Source organism: Streptomyces sp. NPDC002573 (assembly GCF_042889625.1).
Classification (GTDB): domain Bacteria; phylum Actinomycetota; class Actinomycetes; order Streptomycetales; family Streptomycetaceae; genus Streptomyces; species Streptomyces gibsoniae.
On sequence record NZ_JBIARC010000009.1, the window covers coordinates 37,351 to 63,213 of the forward strand.

Consider the following 25,863-nt stretch of genomic DNA (forward strand, 5'->3'; position numbering starts at 1 on the left):
TCGGCAGTACGGTGTCCCCCATGCGCCCCGACACGTCTGCCGAGAACGTCGACCACAACGCCGAAGCAGCACGCCTGGAGCGGACTGCCGGCCTGTACCCCGAGGACGCCGAACACCTGCTGCTGCAGGCCGCGGCCCACCGGGAACTGGCCGGTGACCGCCCCGGCGCCACCGCGCTGTACGACCGCCTGCTGTCGTCCTCCGACCCCCTGGAGAACCCCCACCTCGTCCGCGCCCTGAAGGCGTCGAACCTGTGGGAGTACGACCACGAGGCGGAGGCCCGGGCGATCATCGACGGAATCCGCGCGTCCGCCACCCGCCACCCGGCACCCTGGCTGATCGTCGCGGAGTCACTGGAGTCGCACGACGAGCTGGAGTCGGCGGAGGCGACGTTCACCCAGGGGCTACGGCTTCTGCTCGGGGACACCGCGGAGCCCCCGCAGGCCACGCACCCGCTCCTCTACGGCCGCCACCGGGTCCGCCGCATGCTGGGCGCGCCCCATGACGACTGGGACACGCTGGCCGACACCCTCCACTCCTCCCCGGTGTCCCTGGACGAGCTCCACGACCCGAAGCGCGTCTGGTCCCTGGGCTCGGACAACCCGGCGGAGCTCCAGGCCGAGATCGGCCGCCTGCGGGCGGAGCTGGGCGCATACCGGGAGGCCCTGTCCCGCCCGTTCCCGGTCGCGGTCCTGCACTGGCCGGCCCCCGAACTCCAGGAGCTCGTGTCGGCCTACCCGTCGCTCACCGCCGAGTACGCCTCCCACCCGGAGCACCAGGCGACGATAGAACGCTCCCTGAGGGAACTGTCCGCCTCGGGCACCCCGAACCTGGGCATCGTGACCGGCACGGTCCCGTCCTACGAGGCCTTCGCAGCCTCGGAGGGCACAACCCCGGCGGACACGACCCTGCTCCCCCAGTACGCAACGACACTGGCAGCCCGGGGACGAGCTGTGGCTTGGCCGCCGGAGCAGGGGGACTCGTGCTGGTGCGGGTCGGAGCGGGTTTATGAGGGGTGCCACGGCGTTGAGGCGTAAGCCTCGACGTCACCACGAGCACGGCATCCCATCGACTGTCGGAAAATGATCAACTTCCATCACATGGCATTCGATTGTCAGTGACTGCTGTTAGAACAGATCCGCATGGGCGCGAAGGGTTGCGTTCGTGGGTCCACGAGGGATCGAAGGAGCAGTCGTGATGGAGTCGGGGGACGTGACGCAACCCATCGCGGGCGTCTATGAGCAGCTACTCACGGAAGACCTTCGCCATCGCATAGAGGGGTTCGAAGAAGCGGGCTGGAAGGCCATCGACGCCGAGGTCAGCGCAGAGTCAACCCCTCATGTGCTGGCCAGGCATATCGGCGCGGTTGTGGGCCACCGGCTGAGTCAGATGCCGCACAAGGATCAGGTGGTTGCGGCCAACCAGATCATGCGGGCGCTGGCCGCCAGCGCACCCGACCTGGACGCGGACCCCCTCGGCTCCATCGTCGACGGCCCACGGCAACTTCTCGCTCTCGCCAAGCAGGAAGCACCCGGCGTCTACGCGATCCGCCCTCTGACGCCCCTGTCGGAAACGGCGTTGATCACCAACGCGCCGGACGACCCCAATCTGGGCGCCGAATTGCGCGCCGAGCTCGCCACGGCAGACCGTATCGACCTGCTGTGCGCGTTCGTAAAGTGGCACGGCATACGGGTGCTTGAGGACGCACTGCGCGCGGCGAAGCAGCGAAACGTCCCGATCCGTGTCATCACAACCACCTACATCGGCGCCACTGATCGGTATGCGTTGGACCGCCTGGTCCGGGAATTCAACGCCACGGTAAAGATCAACTACGAGATCCGATCGACGCGCCTCCACGCGAAAGCATGGCTGTTCCGCCGTCAAACCGGCTTCGATACGGCTTACGTAGGCAGCTCCAACCTGTCGAAGGCCGCACTGCTCGACGGTTTGGAGTGGAACGTACGGCTGTCGTCCGTCGCCACCCCCAGGGTCATCGATAAGTTCGAGGCGACATTCGACGCGTATTGGGACGACCCTGCCTTTGAGCCGTACGACCCCGACAACGACGGGGATCGACTCGCTGACGCGTTGGCCCAGGCGGGCGGCAAGGGATCCGGTGACGAGCTAAAGATCAATATCTCGGGGCTCGAAGTGCGGCCCTTCCCGCACCAGCGGGACATGCTGGAGCGTCTACGAGTCGAGCGTGAGATCCGCGGCCATCACGAGAACCTCCTCGTCGCCGCGACCGGAACCGGCAAGACCGTCATGGCGGCCCTGGACTATCGCAATCTGCGTGACCGCCGCGGCGGGGAACTCCCCCGACTGCTGTTCGTCGCACACCGCAAGGAAATCCTGAAGCAGTCCCTGCGCACCTACCAGGAGGTGCTCGGCGACGCCTCCTTCGGTGAACTGCTCTACAACGGGCAAGAACCCCGCGAGTGGACGCATGTCTTCGCCAGCGTCCAATCCCTCAACCTCCAGCGGCTGGAACAGTTCGATCCGGGCCACTTCGACGTCATCGTCATCGACGAGTTCCACCACGCCACGGCCAGCACCTATCGCCGCGTCCTTGAGCACTTCACACCGAGCGAGTTGCTCGGCCTCACCGCGACGCCGGAGCGGATGGACGGGCGCAATGTGCAGGACGAGTTCTTCGGAGGCAGGATCGCCGCCGAGATGCGACTCTGGGAAGCCCTCGAAAACGATCTGCTGTGCCCTTTCCACTACTTCGGCGTCCCAGACGGAACCGACCTCTCCCAGCTCAACTGGCGAGCGGGTTCCTACGACCGAGATGAACTCGCCAACCTCTACACGGCCAGCCATGCCCGGGCTCTCATCGTCATCAAGCAGGTCAAGGACAAGATCTCCAACCCGGCCGCGATGCGCGCCTTGGGCTTCTGCGTGAGCAAGAAGCACGCCCACTTCATGGCGGAACGCTTCCGCGAGGTGGGATTCCAGGCCGCAGCGCTCGATAGCGACTCGACTGCCGCCGAGCGCGAACGCACGCTGAACGACCTCAAGGCCGGACGGATCCAGATGATCTTCACTGTCGACCTGTTCAACGAGGGGCTGGACATCCCGGATGTCGACACCCTGCTCCTCCTGCGCCCTACGAACAGCGCGACCGTCTTCCTCCAGCAACTGGGACGCGGTCTGCGCCGAACGCCGAACAAGCCGGTGCTGACCGTACTGGACTTCATTGGCCAGCATCGGGCGGAGTTCCGCTTCGAGGAGCAGTTCCGGGCCCTGACCAACCTTTCTCGCAACCGCCTAGTCGACAGCATCGAGCGCGACTTCCCCCACCTGCCGTCCGGCTGCCAGATCCTCCTGGAAGGCAAGTCCAAGGACCTCGTCCTGGACAACATCCGTACACAGCTCAACGCCACGATCAACACGCTGGCGAAGGAGGTCAGGGACTACAGCACTCCCCGGCTGGCTGCGTACCTGCACGAGAGCAGGCGGGAGATCAAGGAGCTCTACAAGAACAAGAACTCCTGGACCGCAGTCCTGCGCAGAGCTGGGCGCGTCAAGGAAGCCGAGGTGCCGGGCGAAGAGGAACTCCTCAAGCGCGTCCATGCCTTCCTCCATGTGGACGACCCCGAGCGGGCCCGCGCATATCTACGCCTCCTCGCCGACGACGCCCCTGATTACGATGCGCTCTCGCCCACCGACCAGGTGTACGCCCGCATGCTGTTCTTCAACCTGTGGGACAAGGCAGGCGGCTTCTCCAGCTACCACGAAGGCCTTGAGTCGCTGCGCGGCCAGCGCGTATTGCGCGATGAGCTGCGGCAGGTGCTGTCGTATGTCCTCGACCGGACCGACCACTTCCCCATCTCGCTGGAGGGGGACCTCAGCCACCTCCCGCTCAAGGTCCACAGCGCTTACAACCGCTCAGAGATCCTGGCGGCCCTCGGAGTGGCGCGGCTGGGCGGCCAGTTGCCCGGCGTCTTCAGCCAGGGAGTGACCTGGGTCGAGGAAATCAAGACCGACGCTCTTCTCATCACCCAGGAGAAGAACGAGCGCGACTTCTCACCCAGCGTCCGCTACAAGGACTACGCGCTCACCCCAACCCGGTTCCACTGGGAGTCGCAGGGCACGACGCCGGAGAACTCCCCGACGGGCTTGCGTTATCAGCGGCACGAGCACGAGGGCAGCCACGTTCTGCTCTTCCTGCGCCGTTACAAGAACAACAGCATCGGCAAGTCCGAACCCTGGATGCTCCTAGGGCCGGCCACCTACAAGTCGCACACCGGCAGCAAGCCGATGGCGATCACCTGGGATCTCCAGCACGAGCTTCCCGCCGATGTGTGGACGTACTCAGCCATCGCCGCCAGATGATGACATCACTCGAAAAGTTCCCGAGCGAGCGCGGGGGAGAGGGTGGGGCGTGGCCTGCATCACTTCTGCCGCAGGGGCGCGGCTCGCCCGGGCACCCCGGCGACATGGGTGATCAACATGCGGAGTTAGCCTCGTCGGGCCGGGGTGCGCGGTCGGGGACATGGCCGCCGGCCCGGCTCGGAGTCGTACCAGCGGAAGGCGGCAGCAGCGATGGCGAAGGTTCCTACGGCCCTGGTGGCCGCGAGTGGGCTCGTCGGCGGGTACGGAGTCGCCCGCTGGAGCAAGAAGCGCCAGCTCGGCGGGGCCGTGCTGGCCGTCGCGGGGGCCACGGCCGCGCAGCGGTGGCGGCAGCAGGCCGGGGGCCCGGCGGCCGGTGCGCTGACGGCCGCGTATGTCGCCGCGTTCGCCGGGTCGCACCCCCTGGCCAAGAAGGTCGGCGCCTGGCCGGCCGTTTTCGGCGTGGCGGGTGCCGTGGCCCTGGCGTCGTGGGCCGTGGCGGACCGGCGCGGCTGACCTCCGGTTCTCTCAGGACGCCCGCCCGTGCTCAGTACACCGGCGGGCGTTCACGACACCGGCCGCGCCGCTCAGGCCGCCTCGCCCCCGGTGCTCGCCGTCGGCCGGGCGTCGCCCGGTCCCCGTACGCCCTGGAACGTCTTGCGGTACGCGTACGGGCTGGTGCCCACCACGCGTTTGAAGCGGTCCCGGAAGGCCGTCGGGGAGCCGAAGCCCGCCTGGGTCGCGATGCGTTCGACCGGGTACGACGTGGTCTCCAGGAGGTACTGAGCGCGCCGGATGCGGGCCCGGTGCAGCCATTGCAGGGGCGTCGTGCCGGCCTGTTCGCGGAAGCGGCGGTTCAGGGTGCGGGCGCTCATGCCCGCGTGGGCCGCGATGTCGTCCAGGGTGAGGTCCCGGTCGGCGTTGTCCTCCAGCCAGCGCAGCAGCGGCTCCAGGGTGTTCCCGACCGGGGCCGGTGGCCGGGCGTGGACGATGAACTGGGCCTGGCCGCCCTCCCGTTCGAGCGGCATCACCGACAGCCGGGCCGCATCCGCCGCGACCGCCGAGCCATGGTCCTTGCGGATCATGTGCAGGCACAGGTCGAGCGCCGCGGCCGCGCCCGCCGAGGTGAGGAGCTGGCCCTCGTCGACGTAGAGCACATCCGGGTCGACCGTCACCTCCGGATGGCACTCGGCGAGCAGGGGCGCCGCGACCCAGTGCGTGGTCGCCCGTCGCCCGTCCAGCAGGCCCGTCGCCGCGAGCACGAACGCGCCCGCGCACACGGAGGCGATCCGGGTGCCGTTGGCCGCGGCTGCGCACAGGGCCTCCTTGACGCCCGCCGGGAGCGGCAGGGTCGGGGTCGCCGTGCCCGGCAGGATGATCGTGTCGGCCTCCGCCAGTGCCTCCAGCCCGTACGGGGCCCGGATCCGGAACGTCCCCGCGTCGACCTCCTCCTGCGGTGCGCAGATCCGCACCCGGTACGCGGCGCGCCCGTCGGGCAGCCGGGTGCGCGAGAAGACCTCGATCGGGGCCGAGAGGTCGAAGGGGATCACCTGGTCGAGGGCCAGGACCGCCACGGTGTGCATGGCGAGAGGGTAGGGGTACGACGGGTTCCCGCCAAGGCGGGAGTGAGAGCAGGTGGGGGAATGTGCGCAGGTCGGCGGGCTTTCGTACGATCGTCGGGGCGTGGCCGGAATCTGTTGAGGGGTGGCAGTTTCGCCACTGGTCTGAAGATCGGGCCGGCCCCTAGCCTCGGTCCGTGACCAAGTTCCTTCTCGCCGTCCATGTCCTCGCCGCGATCGTCGCCATCGGGCCCGTCACCGTCGCCGCGAGTCTGTTCCCGCCCACCGCGCGCAAGGCGCTCGCCGAGCCCGGGGAGGCCCGGCACCACCTCGGGCTGCTCCACCGCATATGCCGGATCTACGCCGTCGTCGGCGTCGCCGTCCCGGTGTTCGGGTTCGCCACCGCGCAGAACATGGGCGTGCTGGGCAGCGCCTGGCTGATCACGTCGATCGTGCTCACCGTGCTCGCAGCGGTCGTCCTCGCCGCGCTGGTGCTGCCCAGGCAGGAGGCGATCCTCGAGGGCGTCGACGCGGGGACCGCCGGCGAGCGGGCCACCGTGCGGCTCGCCATGGTGACCGGGATCTTCAACCTGCTGTGGGCCGTCGTCACCGTACTGATGATCGTGCGCCCCGGGTCCACCACGGGAGCATAGGTCTCACAGCGGGTTGTTGAGGGTCAGGTCCTCCCTGGCCCACTCGCCCCTCAGGGCCCGCGCCACCGAGGCCGCCGTCAGTACCCCGGCGGCGATCAGCAGGGTGAAGAATCCCCAGGCCAGCGGCCAGGCCGAGGCGTCGGGCCCCGGGTGGGTGCGGAAGGAGACCTGCATCAGCGCGGCGGGGGGCGCCGCCACCAGCAGCACCGCCCAGCCGAGCCGGTCCCAGAGGCCGAAGTAGGCGGCGAGGAGCAGCAGGGCCAGCCCGAGGAGAGCGACGCCGACCGCTGTCACGGGGGTCGTCTCCTCGGCGGCGCCCGGGGTCGTGGGCCGGTTGCGCAGGTCCCAGGGGAGGCAGAGCAGATACGCCACGGCGGCGAGGGCCGCACCGAGCAGGCGGATCAGCCAGCGCACGGGCAGGCGGCGCGTTCGCATGGGGCGGAGCAGCTTCTCGGTCATGCGTACGAGGATTCCGGCGCCGCGACGGGGCCGACAGAGTACGGGTACTCAGGTACCCGTACTCATCCCGGGTCGGCGTCCCCGGACTCCGGCGGCCGTGCCCTCGTACGGGCGCCTACTGGGTCGCCTTCGCGCTCGCCGCCTGTGTCACCGCCGTCAGCGGCAGGGCGATGTCCTCCAGCGAGCGGCGTTCCGCGCGTACCGCGAGCACGGCCGCGACCAGGCCCGCCGCGCACATCAGGCCCGCTCCGATCTGGAAGGCGAGGACCGTGTCGCCGACCTTGCCGGTGTTGGTGAGGTCCGCGAACAGCAGGGGGCCGCTGATGCCGCCGGCCGCCGTGCCGATGGCGTAGAAGAAGGCGATGGACATGGCCCGGGTCTCCATCGGGAACACCTCGGAGACCGTCAGATACGCGCTGGAGGCGCCGGCCGAGGCGAAGAACAGCACCACGCACCAGCAGCCAGTCAGGGTGCCCGCGGTCAGCGAACCCCGGCCGAACAGCCAGGCCGTGACGAACAGGAGCAGCCCGGACAGCAGATACGTCGAGGAGATCATCACCCGGCGGCCGACCGTGTCGAAGAGCTTGCCGAGCAGCAGCGGGCCGAAGAAGTTGCCGATCGCGATGACGGCGAAGTAGTAGCCGGTGCGATCGGCCGGGACGTGGAAGAACTTGGTGAGGATCGCGCCGAAGCCGAAGGTGATGGCGTTGTAGAGGAACGCCTGGCCGATGAAGAGGGAGAAGCCGAGAGCGGCACGCTTGCGGTACCGGGAGAAGACCGTGCGGGCGATGTCCATGAAGCCGATGCTCTTGCGCTGGTGGATGGTGATCTCGCTCTCGGGCCGGGGCAGCGGCTCGCCCTTCTCCGCCTCGACCTGCCGTTCGATGGCGGACACCACCTGTTCCGCCTCCCGCTCCCTGCCGTGGATCAGCAGCCAGCGCGGGCTCTCGGGCACGTGCCGCCGCACCAGGAGGATGACCAGGCCGAGGACGACGCCCAGCGCGAACGTCAGCCGCCAGCCCACGTCCTTGGCCAGGATGCTCGTGTTCAGCGCGACGATCGACAGCAGCGAGCCGCCGACCGCGCCCACCCAGAAGCTGCCGTTGATGATCAGGTCGACGCGGCCGCGGTGGTACGCCGGGATCAGTTCGTCGATCGCGGAGTTGATGGCCGCGTACTCACCGCCGATGCCGAAACCGGTGAGAAAGCGGAAGAGGAAGAACCACCAGGGCTGGAAGGAGACCGCCGTCAGGGCGGTGGCCGCGAGATAGACCGCGAGGGTGATCATGAACAGCTGCTTGCGGCCGTAGCGGTCGGTAAGGCGGCCCCAGAACAGGGCGCCGACGCACGCGCCCGCCACATACAGCGCCGCCGCCATGCCGGTGACCTGGCCGGAGCTGATCGCCAGTCCGCTGCCGGGCTCCGACAGCCGGCTGGCGATGTTGCCGACGACCGTGACCTCCAGGCCGTCGAGGATCCATACCGTGCCGAGTCCGATCACGATCGTCCAGTGCCAGCGCGACCAGGGCAGGCGATCGAGTCGAGCGGGAATCGCAGTGGTGACCGTGCCGGGCTGTGGCGCGGTGAGGGACATGGTTGCCTCCTTGTGACGCCGGCTGACGCCGCACGGGGCCCGAGTGCCCGCTCACCAGCGCCTTACGCCAGAGGCCGCCGCGGCCCCGGCCGGGCGGCTAGGCCCGGTCGTCGAACTCCCGCCTGCCCCGCTCTCCGGGCTGACGACGGCAAGTTGACGACGGGACCTGGCCCCGGGCGCCGTGCGTCGTCCCCCGGCTCACCCCCCGAGCACCTGCGACACCGTGTAGATCAGCAGTCCCGCGAGCGAGCCCACCACCGTGCCGTTGATCCGGATGAACTGCAGGTCCCGGCCGATGTGCGCCTCGATCTTCCGCGTGGTGTGCCCGGCGTCCCAGCTCGCGACCGTGTCCGTGATCAGGGAGGTGATCTCCTTGCGGTACGTCGTCACGACATGCACCGCCGCGCCCTCCACCCACCGGTCCACCTTGGACTGGGTCCTCGGGTCGTCCGCCATCCGCATGCCCAGCGACAGCAGCGACGCCCGCACCCTCACCCGCAGCTCGCTCCGCTCGTCCTGCGCGGCAGAGACGATCATGGAGCGGACGGCGGTCCAGGCGGAGGCGATCAGGTCCTGGACCTCGCCGCGGCCCAGTACCTCACCCTTGAGCCGCTCCACCCGCGCCCGGGTGTCGGTGTCGGACTGAAGGTCGGAGGCGAAGTCGGCGAGGAACCGGTCCAGGGCGCCGCGCGCCGGGTGCGAGGGCGAGTCGCGCATCTCGGTGACGAACCGCAGCAGCTCCCTGTAGACCCGCTCGCCGACCTTCTTGTCCACGAACCGTGGGGTCCAGCCGGGGGCACCGCCCTGGACCGCGGCCATCACCTGGTCGTCATGCAGCACGAGCCAGTCATGGGCGCGGACGCAGACCAGGTCCACGACCCGTCTGTGGCCGCCGTCCGCGACGACCCGGTCCAGCATCTTGCCGAGGCCGGGCGCTATCTCCTGGGCGTCGGCACGGCGGGTGATGGCCTCGCCGACCACCGCCTGGACGTCGGAGTCCCGCAGCACCGTCAGGGCCCCGCGCAGGGCCGTCGCCAGCTCGGCCGTCACCCGGTCCGCGTTCTCCGGGCGGGCGAGCCAGGCGCCCAGGCGGCTGCTGATGCCGACGGCGCGCAGCCGCTGCCGTACGACCTCCTCGGAGAGGAAGTTCTCGCCGACGAACTCGCCCAGCGAGACACCGAGCTGGTCCTTCTTGTTCGGGATGATCGCCGTGTGCGGGATGGGCAGGCCGAGCGGGTGCCGGAAGAGCGCGGTGACCGCGAACCAGTCGGCGAGCGCGCCGACCATGCCGGCCTCGGCGGCCGCTGCCACATACGCGGCCCAGGGGCCCGCGCCGGAGTGCCGCGCCCAGGTCGCGAGGGTGTACACGAGCGCCACGAGCAGCAGCAGCCCGGTCGCCGTGCTCTTCATCCGGCGCACGCCCCGGCGCTTCTCCTCGTCGGCGGCGCTGAAGGAGGTCATCGCCCGGCTCGGGACGCCGACGAGGCCCTCGGCGTCCGCGGGCCCCGCCGCGGCGGCCGTACCGACGGACGGCCCGGCGCCGGAAGGCCCTCCGGCGCCCGTGGGCCGCCCCGCGTCCGCCGAGTCGTCCGGTTTCGTGCGTTCCATCCGCTCCACCCGATCGTGTCCTCCGTTACACATTGTCCCTTCCTGACCGACTCCTGGAACGGAACGAGAGTTCCCGGCGTCTGTCCGCTCGGAGAAGTCTCGGGGCTTTTCAGGGTCTCGTCAGGGTTCCTCTCGGGGATCGTTCCTCTCGGGGCTCAACAGGGGCCACATCGCTCTCTCCCGCCTCATGACGCATCATGAGGATGATCAGCACCGGAGTCTCGGGCTCCGCTCGTCCGAGGAGACACGCGTCGCATGACCAGGCGTCACGGTTATGCCCTGCTGTCCGCGATCGTCACCGTGATCGTGGCCCTGTCCGCCGCCATATACATCGGCGCCGCGGCCGATGACGGCGACCGCCGCGGCACGCTCACCGCCACCCGGCAGGCCCCGCCGGGCTCCGCCGCCCCCGCCTCCGTCGGCGCCTGGGTGGGCACCTGGTCGGCCTCCCCCTCCGGCGCCGAACCCGGCACCGGCAGGAACGGGATGGCGGGACGGTCCGTACGCAACGTCGTCCACACCGACGTCGGCGGTACGAGTGCCCGTATCACGCTGTCCAATCTCTACGGGCGGCAGCCCCTGACCGTCACGCACGCCTCGATCGCCCTCGCCACGGCGGGCGGCCCGGCCGCGGCGCCCGGCACCATGCGCCGGCTCACCTTCGGCGGCGCCGTCTCGGTCGTCGTGCCCGTCGGCCGGCAGACGGTCAGCGACGCCGTGCGCATCGCCGTCCCGCCCGACGCGGACGTGCTCGTGACCACGTACTCCCCCACCCCGTCGGGCCCGGTCACCTACCACATGCACGCCCGCCAGATCTCCTACGTCGCACAGGGCGACCGCACGGAGGACACGAGCGGCGTCCCGTACCCCGGGCAGAGCCCGTCCTGGCGCTATCTGACCGCGCTCGACGTGCTCAGCGACCAGGCGGTCGGGACCGTGGTCGCGCTCGGCGACTCGATCACCGACGGCATCACCTCCACCACGAACGCCGACCACCGCTGGACGGACGTCCTCGCCGAGCGGCTGCGCGGGGCCGCCGGATCCGGGGACGTGCCCCGCTACAGCGTGGTCAACCAGGGGATCAGCGGCAACCGGGTCCTGGCCGACGGCGGCCTCGGCCGGCCCGCCGACAACCCGAGCGCCCTCAGCCGCTTCGACCGCGATGTGCTGGACCGTACGAACGTCAGGGCCGTCGTCGTCGACCTCGGCGTCAACGACATCCTGCGCGACCCCGGGCACGCCGACCCCGACCGGATCACGGCGGGCCTGCGCACCCTGGTCCGCCGGGCGCACGCGCACGGGCTGAAGGTCGTCGGGGCGACGCTGATGCCGTTCGAGGGCCACCGGGGCTACCGGGCCGACCGCGAGCGGGTGCGGCAGGCCGTCAACGCGCAGATCCGGTCGGGCACGGTGTACGACGCGGTCGTCGACTTCGACCAGGCGCTGCGCGACCCGTACGACCCGCGCCGGCTGCGCTCCGACTACGACTCGGGCGACCACCTCCACCCCAGCGACCGGGGCTTCGCCAGGATGGCGGAGGTCTTCGACCTGACCTCGCTGAGGGGCGCGGTACCGGCGCAGCTGTGACGGCAGCCGGCGGCCCGACGGCCGCCGAGGCCGCGGGCCGGTTCGGCAGTCCCCGCCGGGGGCCGGTTCGGCATTTCCCGTCAGGGACGGGTTCAGCACTTCCCCGTCGGGCCGGCTCGTTCGGGAGTCGTCGTCGAGCCCGTTCGGCGGCCCTCAGTAGTCCCTGTAGCGGCGGCGGTCGCGATGCCCGCGGCGCTCCTCCCGGCGCTCGCGGCGCTCCTCCCGGCGCTCCTCGTAGCGCTCGCGGCGCTCCTCGCGGCGTTCGCGGAGCAGTTCGCGGTGCTCCTCCATCGCCTCGCGGTGCTGCTCCAGGGCCTCACGGGCGTCGAACAGTCCGTCCAGGCCCGCCAAGACCCCGCGTTCCCCGCCCCGGGAGTCCTTCAGCTCCCTGCGTGCGGCCTTGCGGTCCAGCTTCTCCTGGCGCCGCTCCTCCTTCAGCCGCTGCCGCTCCGCCCGGGTCAGCCTGCGCTCGACGCCGACCCCGCCCCAGAAGGCGAACCCGGTGACGATCACACGCGGCGCGCCGGGATCGCCGGGCGTGCCCTCCTCGCGGTGGTCGAAGCCCCCCATGATCCCGATGCCGCGCACGACCACCTCGACGCCGGGCGGCACGATCACATTCATCCCGCCCATGATCGCCACGCAGTTGATCTCGATCTCGCGGTCCGCGAAGTACGCCTCGCGCAGATCGATCTCGCCGCCGCCCCAGAAGGCGAAGCAGTTGAACCGCCGGGGCGCCGTCCAGCGCCCCTTGCGCTGGAACCCGGACATGACGGCGACCGCCCACGAGGACGACCCCTCGCCGCCGACGATCCGGTCCCGCCAACTCCCGCTCACCGCAGGCTCCTTGACCAGGGACACCGGCGGGGCCTCGACGCCCGCGGCGGGCAGGTCCCGGGTGATCGGCGCCAGTTCACGGTACGTCCGCGCCCGGTAGGTCGCCTCCAGCCGCTCCTCGAACTCCTCCACGTCGAGACGGCCCTCCGCGAGGGCGTCCCGCAGGACCTCGGCGACCCGTTCACGGTCGGCGTCGGAGGCACGGAGATCCGGTGCGGGGGACCCGGAATCCCGCGGCGTCAGCCGCTGATCGTCACGTCCCCCGGAAGACACAGCGTCGGTCATGGGCTTCAGCCTACGAGTTCCCCGCGCGCCGGACTACGCCGAAGTCCTCCCGGCGTACATCCGCGCGATGACCTCCTCGATGTCCGGCTCCCGCACCGACAGGTCCACCAGCGGATACTCCGCCGCGATCCGCGCCACCAGCGGGGCCGCCGACCGGGACGCGGGGAAGGCGAGCCACTGCCGCGGCCCCTCCACCCGCACCACGCGCGCGGGCGGCGCCTCGATCGGCGGCAACTCCCGCTCCAGGTCGACCACGAGGGTGCGCTCGCTGTCGCCCACCTCGTGCAGCGCGCCCGGCGCACCGTCGTACACCAGGCGCCCGTGGTCGATGACCATCACCCGGGAGCACAGCTGCTCGATGTCCTGGAGGTCGTGCGTGGTCAGCAGCACCGTCGTGCCGCGGTCGGCGTTCAACTCGCGCAGGAACGCCCGCACCTTGGCCTTGGAGACCACGTCGAGACCGATCGTCGGCTCGTCGAGGTAGAGCACCTCCGGGTCGTGCAGCAGCGCCGCCGCGATGTCCCCGCGCATCCGCTGCCCCAGCGACAGCTGCCGTACCGGGACGTCCAACAGACTGCCCAGCTCCAGGAGTTCGACGAGGCGGTCCAGCCGCTCGCGGTACCGCCCGTCCGGGATGCGGTACATCCGGTGCATCAGCCGGTAGGAGTCGATCAGCGGCAGGTCCCACCACAGGGTCGTCCGCTGACCGAACACCACCCCGATGTGCTGGGCGAGCCGCAGCCGTTCGCGTGCGGGGTCGATCCCGGCGACCCGCAGCCGGCCGCCGCTCGGGGTGAGGATCCCGGTCAGCATCTTGATGGTGGTGGACTTCCCGGCGCCGTTCGGTCCGATGTAGCCGACCATCTCGCCGCGCGCCACGGTGAAGGAGAGCCCGTCGACGGCCCGCACCTCCCGCCGCTCGCTCCTGAGGAAACCGGTCCGCTTGCGCACCTGGAAGACCTTCTCCACGCGGTCCAGTTCGATGAAGCCGCCGTCCCGCACCGCGCCGTCGTCCCGCACCGAGCCGCCGTCCCCCATCAGGCCACCGTCCATGACTTCCTCAGCTCCCCGTGCTCCGGTACGAACGCAGTCCCGCGCGCCAGGCCAGCCCCGCCGCCGCGCAGCAGCCCGCCGCCACCAGCGGCGGGGTGAACGCGACCCAGGCCGGCAGGTCGAGCGGATAGGGCCGCCCCAGCACGTACAGCGCGGGCAGCCAGTTGACGAAGGCGAGCGGCAGTACGAAGGTCACGCCGCGCACCAGTTCCTTCGCGAAGACGGTGGGCGGGTACTGCAGCAGCGTCTGACCGCCGTAGGTGAAGGAGTTCTGCACCTCGGAGGCGTCCTGCGCGACGAACTGGAAGGCCGCGCCCGCCACGAACAGCGCGCAGAAGATCAGGCCGCCGCTGAGCAGCGCGAGCGGGATCATCGCCACCTTGAGCGGGGTCCAGGCCACGTCGAGCACGGAGAGCGCGTACCCGAGGACGCATGCTCCCTGAGTGACGCGGCCGAGCCGGCGCAGCCCGAAGCGGTCCGCGGCGACCTGCGCCAGCACGGGCGCGGGGCGCACCAGCAGGGTGTCCAGCGTGCCGTCGCGCACCCGCCGCCCCAGCCGGTCCATGGAGCCGATCGCGAGGTCCGCGAACCCGAACGCGGTCGACGCCAGCCCGTACAGGAAGGCGACCTCGGGCAGCCGGTAGCCGCCGAGGACGTCGACCCGCGAGAACATCAGCAGGATCGCGACGAAGTCCAGCGCGGTGGCCACGAGGTTGCCGAGCGTGGTCATCACGAACGAGGCCCGGTAGGCCATCGTGGAGCGGATCCACATCGCGGTGATCAGCCGGTAGGCACGCAGGCCCTCGCGCACCCGCCCGTACGTCCTCCCGCCCGGCCGGAGCGGCCACCGGTCCTGGTCCCGAGGGGCCTCGTGGGCGGAGGCGCCCGCGTCGACGTCCGCTCCCGCCTCCGCGTCCGCGTCCACGCCCTCGTACGTCTGCCCGCGCAGATCCCCGTACGACCGCCCGTGCGGCCGCCCGCGCGTCTCCTCGTACGTCTCCTCAGCCACCCTGCACCACCACCCGGCGCGTCGCCGCGGACTGGAGCATCCGCCCGGCCGTCAGCAGCACCGCGGCCCAGGCGAGCTGACGGGCGTAGACCGCCACCGGGTCCGCCGTGCCCAGCAGGACGTCCGTCGGCGCCTGGATCAGCGACGCCCAGGGCAGGGCGCGCACGATCTCGCCGAGCACCCCCGGGAAGACGTTCAGCGGCAGCAGCATCCCCGAGCAGAACATGGCGACGATCCAGGAGATCTGCGCCACACCCGCCCCGTCCATCAGCCAGAACGCGCTGAGCGCGACCAGGTAGCGGATCGCGAAGCTGACCACCGTGCCCAGCAGGACGGCGGTCAGGAAGGCCACCCAGACCAGTGGACTGCCGGGCAGGGCGAGCGGGAAGAGGAGCGCGCCGGCCGCCATGGGGATCGCCCCCCGCGCCAGCAGATGGAACAGGGCCCGGCCCAGATCCCCCGCCAGCCACCACAGCTGGAGGTCGGCGGGCCGGTACAGGTCGATCGCGATGTCGCCGGTGCGGATGCGCTCGATCAGTTCGTCCTCGAAGCCGCCGCCCATCACCGAGACGGTCATCAGCAGCGCCTGCCCGGTCCATACGTACGTCAACGCCTGGGCCTCGTCGTACCCCCCGAGGTGGGGCCGTTCGTGCCACAGGGCCAGGTAGGTGTATGCCAAGATCAATCCGAAGACTGTGTTGGTGAACACCCCCGCCGCGGTCGCGGTCCGATAGGTCGCGTACCGCCGGAAACCACCGGCGGCGACAGCGGCGTACAACCGCCCTGTCCCCACGGGAAACCTCCTTCGACGCGTTCCGGGGCGAAGCGCAGGAGCCTAGCGCGCGGACGAGGTGGCGTACCACACGTTTTTCCGCTGCGGCAGGTCCGTCGTACCGGGAACGGAACGGTTGGTGCGACAGTCTTCATCAGGGGGCGCACATGGCGTATGAGGGCGTACGGGAACGTACGACGCGAAACGGGAGTCCGGCACCACGATGAGCGACGAGCCGCAGCCGCAGCAGAGCAGCAAGGGCGGGGCGCCCACAGAACCGCCACCGCCCGCGGCCTTGGACCCACAGCCCGCGGTCCCGAAACCGCAACCCGCGGCCACGGAGCCGGAGCCTGCGGCCACGGAGCCGGAGCCTGCGGCCACTGATCCGCAGCCCGCGGACCCGAAGCCGCAACCCGCGGTCACGGACCCGCAGCCGACGGTTCCGAAACCGCGGCCCGCGGACACGGACCCGCACACCGTGACCCTGAAGGCGCAGTCCGCGGCCGCCGACCCGCAGACCATGACGCTGAAGGCGCAGCCCGCGGACACCGACCCGCAGACCATGGCCCTGAAGGCGCTGCCCCCGGCCGCCGATCCGCACACCATGACCCTGAAGGCACTGCCCCCGGCCGCGGCCCCCCAGCCCACGGCCCCGAAACCGCAACCCACGGTCCCGAGACCGCGCCCCGCCGCCGTGGCCCCGCAGTCCGCCGCCATGGCCGCGCAGCCCGCCGCCATAGACCCGCAGTCCGCGGTCCCGAGCGCGCAGGCCGGGTCCGGCGGGCAGGGGAAGCGGCCGAGGCGTACGGGATGGCGTCGGCTGTTCCCCACCTGGCGGATGGTGCTCGGCACCTTCGTGGTCGGGGTCCTGCTGCTCATCGGCCTGTTCGCGCTGGGCTACTCCATGGTCAAGATCCCGCCGGCCAACGCGCTCGCGACCAAGCAGAGCAACGTCTACCTGTACGCGGACGGCACCGAGATCGCCCGCGACGGCAAGGTCAACCGCGAGAGCGTCGGCCTCGCCCAGATCTCCAAGGACGCCCAGCACGCCGTGCTCGCCGCCGAGGACCGCGACTTCTACACCGAGTCCGCCGTAGACCCCAAGGCGATGGTCCGCGCCGGCTGGAACACCGCCACCGGCAAGGGCAAGCAGTCCGGCTCCACGATCACCCAGCAGTACGTCAAGAACTACTACCTGGGCCAGGAACAGACCGTCACCCGCAAGGTGAAGGAGTTCTTCATCTCGATCAAGCTGGATCGCGAGAAGAGCAAGAACGACATCCTCGAGGGCTACCTCAACACCAGCTTCTTCGGCCGCAACGCCTACGGCATCCAGGCCGCCGCCCGCGCCTACTACGGCGTCGACGCCATGTCCCTCGACCCGGCCAAGGGCGCCTACCTCGCCGCGCTGCTCAACGCGCCCAGCGAGTACGACGTCGTCGCGCACCCGGAGAACAAGGGCGCGGCCGAGGCCCGCTGGAACTACGTCCTCGACGGCATGGTCAAGAAGGGCTGGCTCAGCAGCTCCCAGCGCGCCGGCATGAAGTTCCCCATGCCCAAGGAGGCCAACGCCTCCACCGGCCTGTCCGGCCAGCGCGGCTACCTCCTCGACGCGATCAAGGACTATCTGCAGGAGAACAAGATCGTCGACGCGGACCAGCTCGCCGCCGGCGGCTACCGCATCACCACCACCCTGCAGAAGAGCAAGCAGGACGCCTTCGTCAACGCGGTGAACGACCAGGTGATGTCCAAGCTGGACAAGAAGAACCGCAAGGTCGACAACTACGTCCGCGCTGGCGGCGCGGCCGTCGATCCGCGCACCGGCAAGATCCTCGCCATGTACGGCGGCATCGACTACGTGAAGCAGTACACGAACAACGCCACGCGCGGCGACTTCCAGGTGGGCTCCACCTTCAAGCCGTTCGTGTTCACGTCCGCCGTGGAGAACAACTCCCGGACCCAGGACGGCCGTCCCATCACCCCGAACACGATCTACGACGGCACCAACAAGCGTCCGGTCCAGGGCTGGTCCGGCGGCGTGTACGCCCCCGAGAACGAGGACAGCCACTCATACGGCGACATCACCGTGCGCGACGCCACCGACAAGTCGGTCAACGCGGTGTACGCGCAGATGGCCGTGGACGTCGGCCCGGCCAGGATCAAGCAGACCGCGGTCGACCTCGGCATCCCGTCCGGCACCAAGGACCTCAACCCCTACCCGTCCATCGCGCTGGGCACGGCCACCGCGAGCGTCCTGGACATGGCGGAGGCCTACGCGACGCTCGCCAACCACGGCGAGCGCAGCACGTACACCCTGGTCGACAAGATCACGAAGGACGGCGACGACGTCGGCGGGCTGCCCGAGCAGAAGACCGAGCAGGCCGTCAGCCGCGAGGCCGCCGACACCACCACCTCGGTCCTGCAGAGCGTCGTCCAGAACGGCACGGCGACCAGCGCCCTGGCCGCGGGCCGCCCGGCCGCCGGCAAGACCGGCACCGCGGAGGAGGACACGGCGGCCTGGTTCGCGGGCTACACCCCCGACCTCGCCACGGTGGTCTCCGTGATGGGCCAGGACCCCGTGACGGCTGCCCACAAGCCGCTGTACGGCGCGATGGGCCTGGACCGTATCAACGGCGGCGGCGCGCCCGCGCAGATCTGGGCGCAGTTCACCAAGGAAGCGCTGCAGGGCAAGCCGACCAAGGACTTCGACCTCCAGCTCCAGGCCGGCGCCGACCAGACCCTGGAGCCCTCCACGAGCCCCTCGGACCAGCCCACCGGCACCACCGGCACCCAGGACAACGGCGGCACGACCGGCGACCAGGGCACCCAGGGGCAGGACCAGGGCCAGGCCCAGGGCCAGAGCGACGGCGGCACCACCAGCAGCGGCGGCCCGACCGACCCCGGCGGCACCACAGGAACCGGCGGAGCCCCGGGGACCGGCGGAACCGGCACGGGCGGCGGCACGGACACCGGTGGCGCCACCGGGGCCGGCGGAACGACGGGCACGGGCGGAACCACGGGCGCGGGCGGCACGACCGGCGACGCGGGCACGACCGGGACCGGCGGGACGACCGGCGACGGCGGACCGACCGGGCCGGGCGGACCGGCGGGCGGCGTGGGGTTCTGACCGGGACGGCCGGGCGGTCGTGACCGCCCGGCCGACGCACCGGGTCAGTGACCCGAGGTCGCCTTCAGCCCCACCACGGCCACCAGCAGCAGCGCCACGAAGAAGATCCGCGCGGCGGTCGTGGGCTCACCGAGCACGGTCATGCCCAGCACCGCCGCGCCGGCCGCACCGATGCCCACCCAGACTCCGTACGCCGTACCGATGGGCAGGGACCGCGCGGCGTACGACAGCAGAAGCATGCTGGCGACGATGCCCGCGCCGGTGCCCAGGCTCGGCCAGAGACGGGTGAATCCGTCGGTGTACTTCATGCCGACCGACCAGCCGACCTCGAGCAGGCCGGCGAGGACGAGCAGGACCCACGCCATGGGGGCACCTCCGTGTTTCGGTGATCAACAGGGGGTGCGTCGTCTTTGCGTCCCGGTACGGCGCGTCTCGTCGGGTCCCTCGCGGGTCCGCCCAACATAGCAAAGGACAGGCAAAAGAGGCTGGTGACAACGGTCACCAGCCCCTTTTCGCGCGGATCGCGCCGATCGCGCGAGCTCGGCGGGCCCGCGGAGACGCGCGGGCCCGGGTGGCCCTACAGGTAGAGCCCCGTGGAGTCCTCCGACCCCTCGAAGCGGTCCGCGGCCACGGCGTGCAGATCGCGTTCGCGCATCAGCACGTACGCGGTCCCGCGCACCTCGACCTCGGCCCGGTCCTCCGGGTCGTACAGGACCCGGTCGCCCGGCTCCACGGTCCGTACGTTCTGTCCGACCGCGACGACCTCGGCCCAGGCGAGGCGCCGGCCGACGGCCGCCGTCGCGGGGATCAGGATGCCGCCGCCGGAGCGGCGCTCGCCCTCGGCGGTGTCCTGCCGCACCAGCACGCGGTCGTGCAGCATCCGGATGGGCAGCTTGTCGTGGTGGTTCTTCTCGCTCACGCCCCGAACCTACCTGTCTCCGACGGCTTCGTGCGCGGCCGGGTCAGCCCTTGCGCCGCCGGGAACCGAGGGCCAGCAGGCCCACGACCCCGACCACGACCAGCGCCACGGGCACGATGCGCTCCAGGCGCGGCGCGCCGTCCTCCGTGACCATCTGGCTCTTCACCTCGCCGACGACCCGGTTGGCGCGGACGTACGCACGGCCGAGCGTGTTGTCGACATGGGAGACGACCTTGGCCTTGGCGTCCCCGACGATCGTCTTCGGGTGCACCCGGACGCCGATCTCGTCGAGCGTCTCGGCCAGCGTTTCGCGGCGGCGCTTGATGTCCGCCTCGATCTCCGCCGGAGTTCTGGTGTCCGGTGTGCTCGACGTGTCCGCCACCGCGTTTCCTCCGTGGTCGTTTGCGACGTGTTCCGTGCAATTCCTGCGTCTGTGGTCGACAGTCTGTCAGTTCCTCGCCGAACGCACCCATCGGCACCCCTCTGGAGCCGCCGGACGCGGATTAGGCTCGTCGGGTAACCGCCCCCTGCCTGTGAGGTAACGACGATGAGCGAGCGACTGCAGCCCGGCGACACCGCCCCCGCCTTCACCCTGCCGGACGCCGACGGCAACGAGGTCTCCCTGGCCGGTCACAAGGGCCGCAAGGTCATCGTGTACTTCTACCCCGCCGCGCTCACCCCAGGCTGCACCAAGCAGGCGTGCGACTTCACGGACAACCTGGAGCTGCTGGCGGGCGCCGGCTACGACGTCATCGGCATCTCGCCCGACAAGCCGGAGAAGCTCGCGAAGTTCCGTGAGAAGGAGGACCTGAAGGTCACCCTGCTCGCCGACCCGGACAAGAAGGTGCTGGAGGCCTACGGCGCGTTCGGCGAGAAGAAGCTGTACGGCAAGACGGTCGTCGGCGTCATCCGCTCAACGGTGATCGTGGACGAGGAGGGCAAGGTCGAGCGCGCCCTGTACAACGTCAAGGCGACGGGCCACGTAGCGAAGATCATCAAGGACCTGGGCGTCTAGGACCCCAGGGGGACCAGGAGTCCAAGGACTCCGGGGACCAGGAGTCCAAGGACCCCACCTCCCCCGAGCGGCCCGCACCGACCCTCCCGGTACGGGCCGTTCCGCATACCGGGCGCGACTGTCCGACAAACGGTTCGTCACTCCGTACGAGACCGCGACCAGGCGGCCGGAAGCGGAGGGAACGTCATGGCCACCGACGCCGCAGCCGCCTCCGCCCGGAGTGTGCGCGGGGCGGCCGAGATCCTCGGAGTCCCCGACGACGGCCGTTCGCGTGCCGCCTTGGGACGGATGTTCCGGGAACGGAGCATCGACACGTCCCACTTCCGCGGCTTCCGCCCGGCGATTCCCGAGAACGCGCTGCGCACAGCCGTGGCCGAGGCCACGAGCTACGCCGGCGTCATGCGCACACTGGAGCTCGAGGTGAACGACACGAACCACCGCCGGGTCCGCCGCGGCGCCGCCCAACTCGGGCTGGACACTGGCCACTTCGCCCGGCGCCCCTGGGCTGCCGCCCGCACGCTCCGCCGCGCGCCCGCGGCGGAGCGGGTGCTGGTCGTGCTCCCCGCCGACTCCGCGCGCCCCAACCGCGCGCGGTTGCACGTGGCCCTCCAGGAGGCGGGCCTTCCCTACCGGTGGGCATCGTGCGGGAACCAAGGGCAGTGGCTGGGGCAGCCCGTCACACTTCAGATCGACCACATCAACGGTGACCGGCAGGACATCCGCATCGAGAACCCGCGGTACCTGTGCCCGAACTGCCATGCACTGACGGCAACATGGTGCCGCCGGAAGGACGGGCGCACAGCGGGGCGGCCGGACTCCCCCGTACACTGAACGACACGAAGCGGCACAGGAAGATTAAATGTCCGCTTTGGGGCGGTCGTGGCGAAATAGGCGATACGCGCGGGTTTTAGGTGCCCGTGGGAGAAATCCCGTGTGGGTTCGAGTCCCACCGACCGCACACAGACATGAGGAAGGCCCGGTCCGGATGATCCGACCGGGCCTTCGCTGCGCCGGGCTCAGCCCAGCAGTTCCCGTACCACCGGTACCAGGGCGCGGAACGCCTTGCCTCGGTGACTGATCGCGTTCTTCTCCGCGGGGGTCAGCTCCGCGCAGGTGCGCGTCTCGCCCTCGGGCTGGAGGATCGGGTCGTAGCCGAAGCCGTTCGTGCCGGACGGGGCGTGGCGGAGCGTGCCGAGCAGCCGGCCCTCGACCACGCGCTCGGTGCCGTCCGGCAGGGCCAGGGCGGCGGCGCAGGCGAAGTGGGCGGTTCGGTGGGGGGCGTCGATGTCGGCGAGCTGGGTGAGGAGCAGTTCCAGGTTGGCCCGGTCGTCGCCGTGCCGGCCGGCCCAGCGGGCGGAGAAGATGCCGGGGGCGCCGCCCAGGACGTCCACGCAGAGGCCGGAGTCGTCGGCCACGGCCGGCAGGCCCGTGGCCTGGGCCAGGGCGTGGGCCTTGAGCAGGGCGTTCTCGGCGAAGGTGACGCCTGTTTCCTTGACGTCGGGGATGTCGGGGTAGGCGTCCGCGCCGACGAGGTCGTGCGGGAGGCCCGCTTCGGCGAGGATCGCCCTGAGTTCGGTGATCTTTCCGGCGTTACGGGTGGCGAGGATCAGGCGGGTCATGCCGTCCAGTATCCGTGCGGTCGCGGCGCCGCTTCGCCACGCCCCCGGCTCGTCAGGACGAGGTGCAGACCTTCGTCAGTTCGCCGGCCGCGTCCGTGACCGGGCCGACGTCGGGGGTCGTGTCGCCGTTCTTGAGGGCGTCGCGGACGTTGCCCACGGCCTCGCGGACGTGGTCGACGGCCTTGTTGAGGTCGACGTCGTCCGTCTTGTCGCCGATCTTGTCGAGGTTGCTCTCGATGGAGTCGAGGGAGGCGTCCGCCTGGCTCGGGTCGTTCGCCGCGCTCTCGACCGCCTGCTGGAGATCGGTGACGCTGTCGGCTATCGCGTCGGCGGTCTGCACGCAGTCGATCGCCTTGCCGACGGCGTCGCAGCCCGCGCTCGCGCCCATGGCGGCGAGTACGGCGACGGCGGCGAACGCGGCGGTGGTGGTGCGGCGACGGTGGTGGCGCGCGGCCATGGAGGGTCCCTCCCCGTTGACGGTGCCGCGCTCCCCATGGAGGCACCAGCCGGTCCGGCGCGTCCTACGCCGGGCCGGGCGTACGGGGCCGAGGGCGGGGCGCGGGTTGTCCCCGGCGCCCCACCGCTTCGGCTGTGCGGCTACCCCTGAAAACGCGGGACGGCGCTACTCGGTTGCCTCGAGGGCCGCACGCTGGATCGCGGTGAGCCGGCCGCAGCCCGCGGCGGCGAGGTCGAGGAGGGCGTTGAGTTCCTCGCGGTCGAACGGCGTCGCCTCGGCCGTGCCCTGGACCTCGACGAAGCGGCCGTCGCCGGTGCAGACGACGTTCATGTCGGTCTCGGCCCTGACGTCCTCCTCGTAGCAGAGGTCGAGGAGGGGGACGCCGCCCACGATGCCGACGGAGACGGCGGATACGGTGCCGGTCAGCGGCTGCCGGCCGGCCTTGACCAGCTTCTTGCGCTGGGCGAAGGCCACGGCGTCGGCCAGTGCCACATACGCTCCGGTGATCGCGGCGGTGCGGGTGCCGCCGTCCGCCTGGAGGACGTCGCAGTCGAGGACGATGGTGTTCTCGCCGAGCGCCTTGTAGTCGACGACGGCGCGCAGGGAGCGGCCGATGAGGCGGCTGATCTCGTGCGTACGGCCGCCGATCTTGCCCTTGACCGACTCGCGGTCGCCGCGGGTGTTGGTGGAGCGGGGCAGCATGGCGTACTCGGCGGTGACCCAGCCCTCGCCGGTGCCCTTGCGCCAGCGCGGCACGCCCTCGGTGAGGGAGGCGGTGCAGAGGACCTTCGTGTCGCCGAAGGAGACGAGGACGGAGCCCTCGGCATGCTTGCTCCAGCCGCGCTCGATGGTGACGGGGCGGAGCTGGTCGGGGGTTCGGTCGTCGATTCGAGACATGGGTCCGAGCCTATCCGCACACGGGGAAGGGGCCCCTCCCGCGGTGGAAAGGGCCCCTTCCGGGTGAGTGCCGGACCGTTTCGGTCCCGGGCGGCTCACATCATGTCTTCGATCTCCGCGGCGATCGGGTCGGCGTCGGTGCCGATGACGACCTGGATGGCGCTGCCCATCTTGACGACGCCGTGGGCGCCGGCGGCCTTGAGGGCGGCCTCGTCGACCAGCGAGGGGTCGTTGACCTCGGTGCGGAGGCGGGTGATGCAGCCCTCGACCTCTTCGATGTTGTCGATGCCGCCGAGCCCGGCAACGATCTTCTCAGCCTTGCTGGCCATGTCTTCTCTCCCTGATCCGAACCGCTTTGTCGCAGTAACCCACAGTTGACCCAACCATGCGAGCGGTCATGCCGTCGGCAACCAAGGGTGCGTTCACGACAGTGCGACCGTCCGAAGAGCTGGTCTACACCACTGGGGCGGCGGCCGCCAAGCGCGGTTTCCGCCCTAAGGGCAACCATCTCCGGATGTGTCGCATTTCTCCCTCTATGGGCATTGCCCCCGTTATGCGCGAGGCCAGAGAATTCATGGGTTCCTTATCCCGCCTTGACCGTGCTACAACAGGTCTACACCAGTGGTGTAGACCACGCGGGTGCTGTTCATCCCCCTTTCCCGTCCCCGGCAGCACCCGACCACATGGAGGAACTATGAGCACCGCCACCGCGACGACGGCGGCCCCCGCAAAGAGGCGGGGATCCGGGCTGTTCCAGGGCCTGCAGAAGATCGGCCGCAGTCTTCAGCTCCCGATCGCCGTACTGCCGGCGGCGGGCATTCTCCTGCGACTCGGCCAGCAGGACATCCACGACAAGCTGCACCTGCCCGACAAGGTCACGGCAGTGTTCGCCACAGCTGGTGGGGCGATCTTCGACAACCTGCCGATGCTGTTCTGCATCGGTGTGGCGATCGGCTTCGCCAAGAAGTCCGACGGCTCCACGGCGCTGGCCGCCCTGGTCGGCTTCCTGGTCTACAGCAATGTGCTGAAGGCCTTCCCGGTCACCGAGGCCAAGATCCAGCCCGGCGCGGACATAGCCGCCACCTACAACAACCCCGGCGTTCTCGGCGGCATCCTGATGGGTCTGCTGGCGGCGGTGCTGTGGCAGCGCTTCCACCGGACCAAGCTGGTCGACTGGCTCGGCTTCTTCAACGGCCGGCGCCTGGTCCCGATCATCATGGCGTTCGTCGGCACGCTGGCCGGCGTCTTCTTCGGCCTCATCTGGGAGCCGATCGGCAAGGGCATCTCCAGCTTCGGTGAGTGGATCACCGGTCTCGGCGCCCTGGGCGCGGGTCTGTTCGGTCTGATCAACCGTGCGCTGATCCCGGTCGGCATGCACCAGTTCGTGAACACCGTCTCCTGGTTCCAGATCGGTGACTTCAAGAACTCGGCCGGCCAGGTCGTCCACGGTGACCTCAACCGGTTCTTCGCCGGTGACCCGACCGCCGGTCAGTTCATGTCGGGCTTCTTCCCGATCATGATGTTCGGTCTGCCGGCCGCCGCGCTCGCCATCGCGCATGCCGCCCGCCCCGAGCGCCGCAAGGCCGTGCTGGGCATGATGATCTCTCTGGCGCTGACCTCCTTCGTGACCGGTGTGACCGAGCCGATCGAGTTCTCGTTCATGTTCATCGCCCCGGTGCTGTACGCGATCCACGCGGTCCTCACCGCCCTGTCCATGGCCGTCACCTGGGCGCTCGGCGTCCACGCGGGCTTCACCTTCTCCGCGGGTGCCATCGACTACCTGCTGAACTGGAACCTGGCGACCAAGCCCTGGCTGATCATCCCGATCGGCCTGGTGTTCGCGGCGATCTACTACTTCGTCTTCCGCTTCGCGATCGTCAAGTTCAACCTCCCCACCCCGGGCCGCGAGCCCGAGGAGGAGGTCGAGGACCTCACCAAGGCGTGAGCGCCCCGAGCGACACGAAGGCCCCGGAACCTCATCAGGGTTCCGGGGCCTTCGGGCGTTCCGGGTCGGTCTCCGCCGCGGCGGATGTGCCCGGCAGTCGCTAGTGCTGCGACCGAAAAGGTTCACCGGCTCG

24 protein-coding genes, 1 tRNA gene and 1 riboswitch are annotated in these 25,863 nt (G+C 70.4%); of the genes, 10 read left to right on the forward strand and 15 right to left on the reverse strand.

The features are described from left to right. Positions 1-20 precede the first annotated feature (20 nt). From ACFYX0_RS11565 to ACFYX0_RS11575, 3 genes are all read left to right on the forward strand, one after another. A complete protein-coding gene (locus ACFYX0_RS11565; protein ID WP_388969322.1) occupies positions 21-1,037 on the forward strand; it encodes a hypothetical protein in 1,017 nt (338 codons plus the stop codon). 160 nt (positions 1,038-1,197) lie between these two features. Continuing rightward, entirely contained in the window at positions 1,198-4,338 is a 3,141-nt protein-coding gene (locus ACFYX0_RS11570) for a DUF3427 domain-containing protein (protein ID WP_388969325.1), read from the forward strand. A 210-nt stretch (positions 4,339-4,548) separates the two neighbouring features. Then, complete coding sequence (locus tag ACFYX0_RS11575) at positions 4,549-4,851, forward strand: hypothetical protein (protein ID WP_311692419.1); 303 nt, start codon at positions 4,549-4,551, stop codon at positions 4,849-4,851. 71 nt (positions 4,852-4,922) lie between these two features. Here ACFYX0_RS11575 and ACFYX0_RS11580 read toward each other — a convergent pair whose 3' ends face one another. Then, a complete protein-coding gene (locus ACFYX0_RS11580) occupies positions 4,923-5,918 on the reverse strand; it encodes a GlxA family transcriptional regulator (protein WP_388969328.1) in 996 nt (331 codons plus the stop codon). Positions 5,919-6,091: 173 nt separating this feature from the next. Between ACFYX0_RS11580 and ACFYX0_RS11585 the strand changes: the two genes are divergently transcribed. Next, positions 6,092-6,547: a DUF2269 family protein gene (locus ACFYX0_RS11585; RefSeq protein WP_355904309.1), complete on the forward strand. Its 456-nt coding sequence runs from the start codon at positions 6,092-6,094 to the stop codon at positions 6,545-6,547. A 3-nt stretch (positions 6,548-6,550) separates the two neighbouring features. Here ACFYX0_RS11585 and ACFYX0_RS11590 read toward each other — a convergent pair whose 3' ends face one another. From ACFYX0_RS11590 to ACFYX0_RS11600, 3 genes are all read right to left on the reverse strand, one after another. Beyond that, a complete protein-coding gene (locus ACFYX0_RS11590; RefSeq protein WP_388969331.1) occupies positions 6,551-7,006 on the reverse strand; it encodes a hypothetical protein in 456 nt (151 codons plus the stop codon). A gap of 115 nt (positions 7,007-7,121) precedes the next feature. Further along, positions 7,122-8,600 carry an MFS transporter gene (locus tag ACFYX0_RS11595; RefSeq protein WP_388969334.1) on the reverse strand — a complete coding sequence of 493 codons (1,479 nt, stop codon included), beginning with the start codon at positions 8,598-8,600 and terminating at the stop codon, positions 7,122-7,124. A 198-nt stretch (positions 8,601-8,798) separates the two neighbouring features. Continuing rightward, complete coding sequence (locus tag ACFYX0_RS11600; protein WP_388969337.1) at positions 8,799-10,208, reverse strand: DUF445 domain-containing protein; 1,410 nt, start codon at positions 10,206-10,208, stop codon at positions 8,799-8,801. Positions 10,209-10,463: 255 nt separating this feature from the next. Here ACFYX0_RS11600 and ACFYX0_RS11605 point away from each other — a divergent pair, with 255 nt between their 5' ends. Then, entirely contained in the window at positions 10,464-11,795 is a 1,332-nt protein-coding gene (locus ACFYX0_RS11605; protein WP_388969340.1) for an SGNH/GDSL hydrolase family protein, read from the forward strand. Between the two features lie 153 nt (positions 11,796-11,948). On the opposite strand, the gene ACFYX0_RS11610 is transcribed toward ACFYX0_RS11605, so the two are convergent. From ACFYX0_RS11610 to ACFYX0_RS11625, 4 genes are read right to left on the reverse strand one after another with little or no spacing between them, the layout of a single operon-like run. Then, positions 11,949-12,917 carry a DUF1707 domain-containing protein gene (locus tag ACFYX0_RS11610; protein ID WP_388969343.1) on the reverse strand — a complete coding sequence of 323 codons (969 nt, stop codon included), beginning with the start codon at positions 12,915-12,917 and terminating at the stop codon, positions 11,949-11,951. 33 nt (positions 12,918-12,950) lie between these two features. Then, complete coding sequence (locus ACFYX0_RS11615) at positions 12,951-13,970, reverse strand: ATP-binding cassette domain-containing protein (RefSeq protein WP_388969346.1); 1,020 nt, start codon at positions 13,968-13,970, stop codon at positions 12,951-12,953. Between the two features lie 7 nt (positions 13,971-13,977). After that, positions 13,978-14,979, reverse strand: coding sequence for an ABC transporter permease (locus tag ACFYX0_RS11620; protein WP_388969349.1), 1,002 nt, complete (start codon positions 14,977-14,979; stop codon positions 13,978-13,980). After that, complete coding sequence (locus ACFYX0_RS11625; RefSeq protein ID WP_355904332.1) at positions 14,972-15,772, reverse strand: ABC-2 family transporter protein; 801 nt, start codon at positions 15,770-15,772, stop codon at positions 14,972-14,974. Before ACFYX0_RS11625 ends, ACFYX0_RS11620 begins: the two co-directional genes overlap by 8 nt. Positions 15,773-16,466: 694 nt before the next feature. Here ACFYX0_RS11625 and ACFYX0_RS11630 point away from each other — a divergent pair. Further along, positions 16,467-18,878, forward strand: coding sequence for a transglycosylase domain-containing protein (locus ACFYX0_RS11630; protein ID WP_388969529.1), 2,412 nt, complete (start codon positions 16,467-16,469; stop codon positions 18,876-18,878). 44 nt (positions 18,879-18,922) lie between these two features. On the opposite strand, the gene ACFYX0_RS11635 is transcribed toward ACFYX0_RS11630, so the two are convergent. From ACFYX0_RS11635 to ACFYX0_RS11645, 3 genes are all read right to left on the reverse strand, one after another. Then, positions 18,923-19,243, reverse strand: a complete 321-nt coding sequence (locus ACFYX0_RS11635; protein WP_388969352.1) for a DMT family transporter — start codon at positions 19,241-19,243, stop codon at positions 18,923-18,925. A 33-nt stretch (positions 19,244-19,276) separates the two neighbouring features. Continuing rightward, a riboswitch (guanidine-III (ykkC-III) riboswitch) is annotated at positions 19,277-19,334 on the reverse strand. A 121-nt stretch (positions 19,335-19,455) separates the two neighbouring features. Next, entirely contained in the window at positions 19,456-19,758 is a 303-nt protein-coding gene (locus ACFYX0_RS11640) for a co-chaperone GroES (RefSeq protein WP_051707732.1), read from the reverse strand. An 82-nt stretch (positions 19,759-19,840) separates the two neighbouring features. Further along, a complete protein-coding gene (locus tag ACFYX0_RS11645) occupies positions 19,841-20,179 on the reverse strand; it encodes a DUF3618 domain-containing protein (protein ID WP_388969355.1) in 339 nt (112 codons plus the stop codon). 165 nt (positions 20,180-20,344) lie between these two features. Here ACFYX0_RS11645 and bcp point away from each other — a divergent pair, with 165 nt between their 5' ends. The 3 genes from bcp to ACFYX0_RS11660 all read left to right on the forward strand — a co-directional run bounded on the left by bcp (position 20,345) and on the right by ACFYX0_RS11660 (position 21,770). Then, positions 20,345-20,812, forward strand: coding sequence for a thioredoxin-dependent thiol peroxidase (gene bcp, locus ACFYX0_RS11650; protein WP_355904338.1), 468 nt, complete (start codon positions 20,345-20,347; stop codon positions 20,810-20,812). A gap of 186 nt (positions 20,813-20,998) precedes the next feature. Next, positions 20,999-21,643 carry an HNH endonuclease gene (locus ACFYX0_RS11655; protein ID WP_388969358.1) on the forward strand — a complete coding sequence of 215 codons (645 nt, stop codon included), beginning with the start codon at positions 20,999-21,001 and terminating at the stop codon, positions 21,641-21,643. A 42-nt stretch (positions 21,644-21,685) separates the two neighbouring features. Continuing rightward, positions 21,686-21,770: transfer RNA gene (locus ACFYX0_RS11660), tRNA-Leu, on the forward strand. 58 nt (positions 21,771-21,828) lie between these two features. Here ACFYX0_RS11660 and rdgB read toward each other — a convergent pair. The 4 genes from rdgB to ACFYX0_RS11680 all read right to left on the reverse strand — a co-directional run bounded on the left by rdgB (position 21,829) and on the right by ACFYX0_RS11680 (position 24,114). Beyond that, positions 21,829-22,431 (reverse strand): RdgB/HAM1 family non-canonical purine NTP pyrophosphatase, encoded by a 603-nt coding sequence (gene rdgB / locus ACFYX0_RS11665; RefSeq protein ID WP_388969361.1) that lies wholly within the window; start codon positions 22,429-22,431, stop codon positions 21,829-21,831. Positions 22,432-22,483: 52 nt separating this feature from the next. After that, the gene (locus tag ACFYX0_RS11670; RefSeq protein WP_388969364.1) at positions 22,484-22,888 is read right to left on the reverse strand and encodes a hypothetical protein; all 405 of its coding nucleotides are present in this window, start codon (positions 22,886-22,888) and stop codon (positions 22,484-22,486) included. Between the two features lie 165 nt (positions 22,889-23,053). Beyond that, entirely contained in the window at positions 23,054-23,785 is a 732-nt protein-coding gene (rph, locus tag ACFYX0_RS11675) for a ribonuclease PH (RefSeq protein ID WP_388969367.1), read from the reverse strand. A 95-nt stretch (positions 23,786-23,880) separates the two neighbouring features. Further along, positions 23,881-24,114, reverse strand: a complete 234-nt coding sequence (locus tag ACFYX0_RS11680; protein ID WP_234518547.1) for a glucose PTS transporter subunit EIIB — start codon at positions 24,112-24,114, stop codon at positions 23,881-23,883. Positions 24,115-24,479: 365 nt separating this feature from the next. Between ACFYX0_RS11680 and ACFYX0_RS11685 the strand changes: the two genes are divergently transcribed. Continuing rightward, positions 24,480-25,730: a PTS transporter subunit EIIC gene (locus tag ACFYX0_RS11685; RefSeq protein ID WP_388969370.1), complete on the forward strand. Its 1,251-nt coding sequence runs from the start codon at positions 24,480-24,482 to the stop codon at positions 25,728-25,730. The last annotated feature ends 133 nt before the right edge of the window (positions 25,731-25,863 follow it).

Bases quoted from the DNA above. Each gene is read 5' to 3' on its own strand.
- rph (WP_388969367.1), bottom strand. From the start codon at position 23,785: ATGTCTCGAATCGACGACCGAACCCCCGACCAGCTCCGCCCCGTCACC.
- ACFYX0_RS11655 (WP_388969358.1), top strand. From the start codon at position 20,999: ATGGCCACCGACGCCGCAGCCGCCTCCGCCCGGAGTGTGCGCGGGGCG.
- ACFYX0_RS11630 (WP_388969529.1), top strand. From the start codon at position 16,467: ATGGCCGCGCAGCCCGCCGCCATAGACCCGCAGTCCGCGGTCCCGAGC.
- ACFYX0_RS11610 (WP_388969343.1), bottom strand. From the start codon at position 12,917: ATGACCGACGCTGTGTCTTCCGGGGGACGTGACGATCAGCGGCTGACG.
- ACFYX0_RS11615 (WP_388969346.1), bottom strand. From the start codon at position 13,970: ATGGACGGTGGCCTGATGGGGGACGGCGGCTCGGTGCGGGACGACGGC.
- bcp (WP_355904338.1), top strand. From the start codon at position 20,345: ATGAGCGAGCGACTGCAGCCCGGCGACACCGCCCCCGCCTTCACCCTG.
- ACFYX0_RS11590 (WP_388969331.1), bottom strand. From the start codon at position 7,006: ATGACCGAGAAGCTGCTCCGCCCCATGCGAACGCGCCGCCTGCCCGTG.
- ACFYX0_RS11580 (WP_388969328.1), bottom strand. From the start codon at position 5,918: ATGCACACCGTGGCGGTCCTGGCCCTCGACCAGGTGATCCCCTTCGAC.
- rdgB (WP_388969361.1), bottom strand. From the start codon at position 22,431: ATGACCCGCCTGATCCTCGCCACCCGTAACGCCGGAAAGATCACCGAA.
- ACFYX0_RS11605 (WP_388969340.1), top strand. From the start codon at position 10,464: ATGACCAGGCGTCACGGTTATGCCCTGCTGTCCGCGATCGTCACCGTG.
- ACFYX0_RS11565 (WP_388969322.1), top strand. From the start codon at position 21: ATGCGCCCCGACACGTCTGCCGAGAACGTCGACCACAACGCCGAAGCA.
- ACFYX0_RS11635 (WP_388969352.1), bottom strand. From the start codon at position 19,243: ATGGCGTGGGTCCTGCTCGTCCTCGCCGGCCTGCTCGAGGTCGGCTGG.
- ACFYX0_RS11680 (WP_234518547.1), bottom strand. From the start codon at position 24,114: ATGGCCAGCAAGGCTGAGAAGATCGTTGCCGGGCTCGGCGGCATCGAC.
- ACFYX0_RS11595 (WP_388969334.1), bottom strand. From the start codon at position 8,600: ATGTCCCTCACCGCGCCACAGCCCGGCACGGTCACCACTGCGATTCCC.
- ACFYX0_RS11670 (WP_388969364.1), bottom strand. From the start codon at position 22,888: ATGGCCGCGCGCCACCACCGTCGCCGCACCACCACCGCCGCGTTCGCC.
- ACFYX0_RS11570 (WP_388969325.1), top strand. From the start codon at position 1,198: ATGGAGTCGGGGGACGTGACGCAACCCATCGCGGGCGTCTATGAGCAG.
- ACFYX0_RS11640 (WP_051707732.1), bottom strand. From the start codon at position 19,758: ATGCTGCACGACCGCGTGCTGGTGCGGCAGGACACCGCCGAGGGCGAG.
- ACFYX0_RS11600 (WP_388969337.1), bottom strand. From the start codon at position 10,208: ATGGAACGCACGAAACCGGACGACTCGGCGGACGCGGGGCGGCCCACG.
- ACFYX0_RS11575 (WP_311692419.1), top strand. From the start codon at position 4,549: ATGGCGAAGGTTCCTACGGCCCTGGTGGCCGCGAGTGGGCTCGTCGGC.
- ACFYX0_RS11685 (WP_388969370.1), top strand. From the start codon at position 24,480: ATGAGCACCGCCACCGCGACGACGGCGGCCCCCGCAAAGAGGCGGGGA.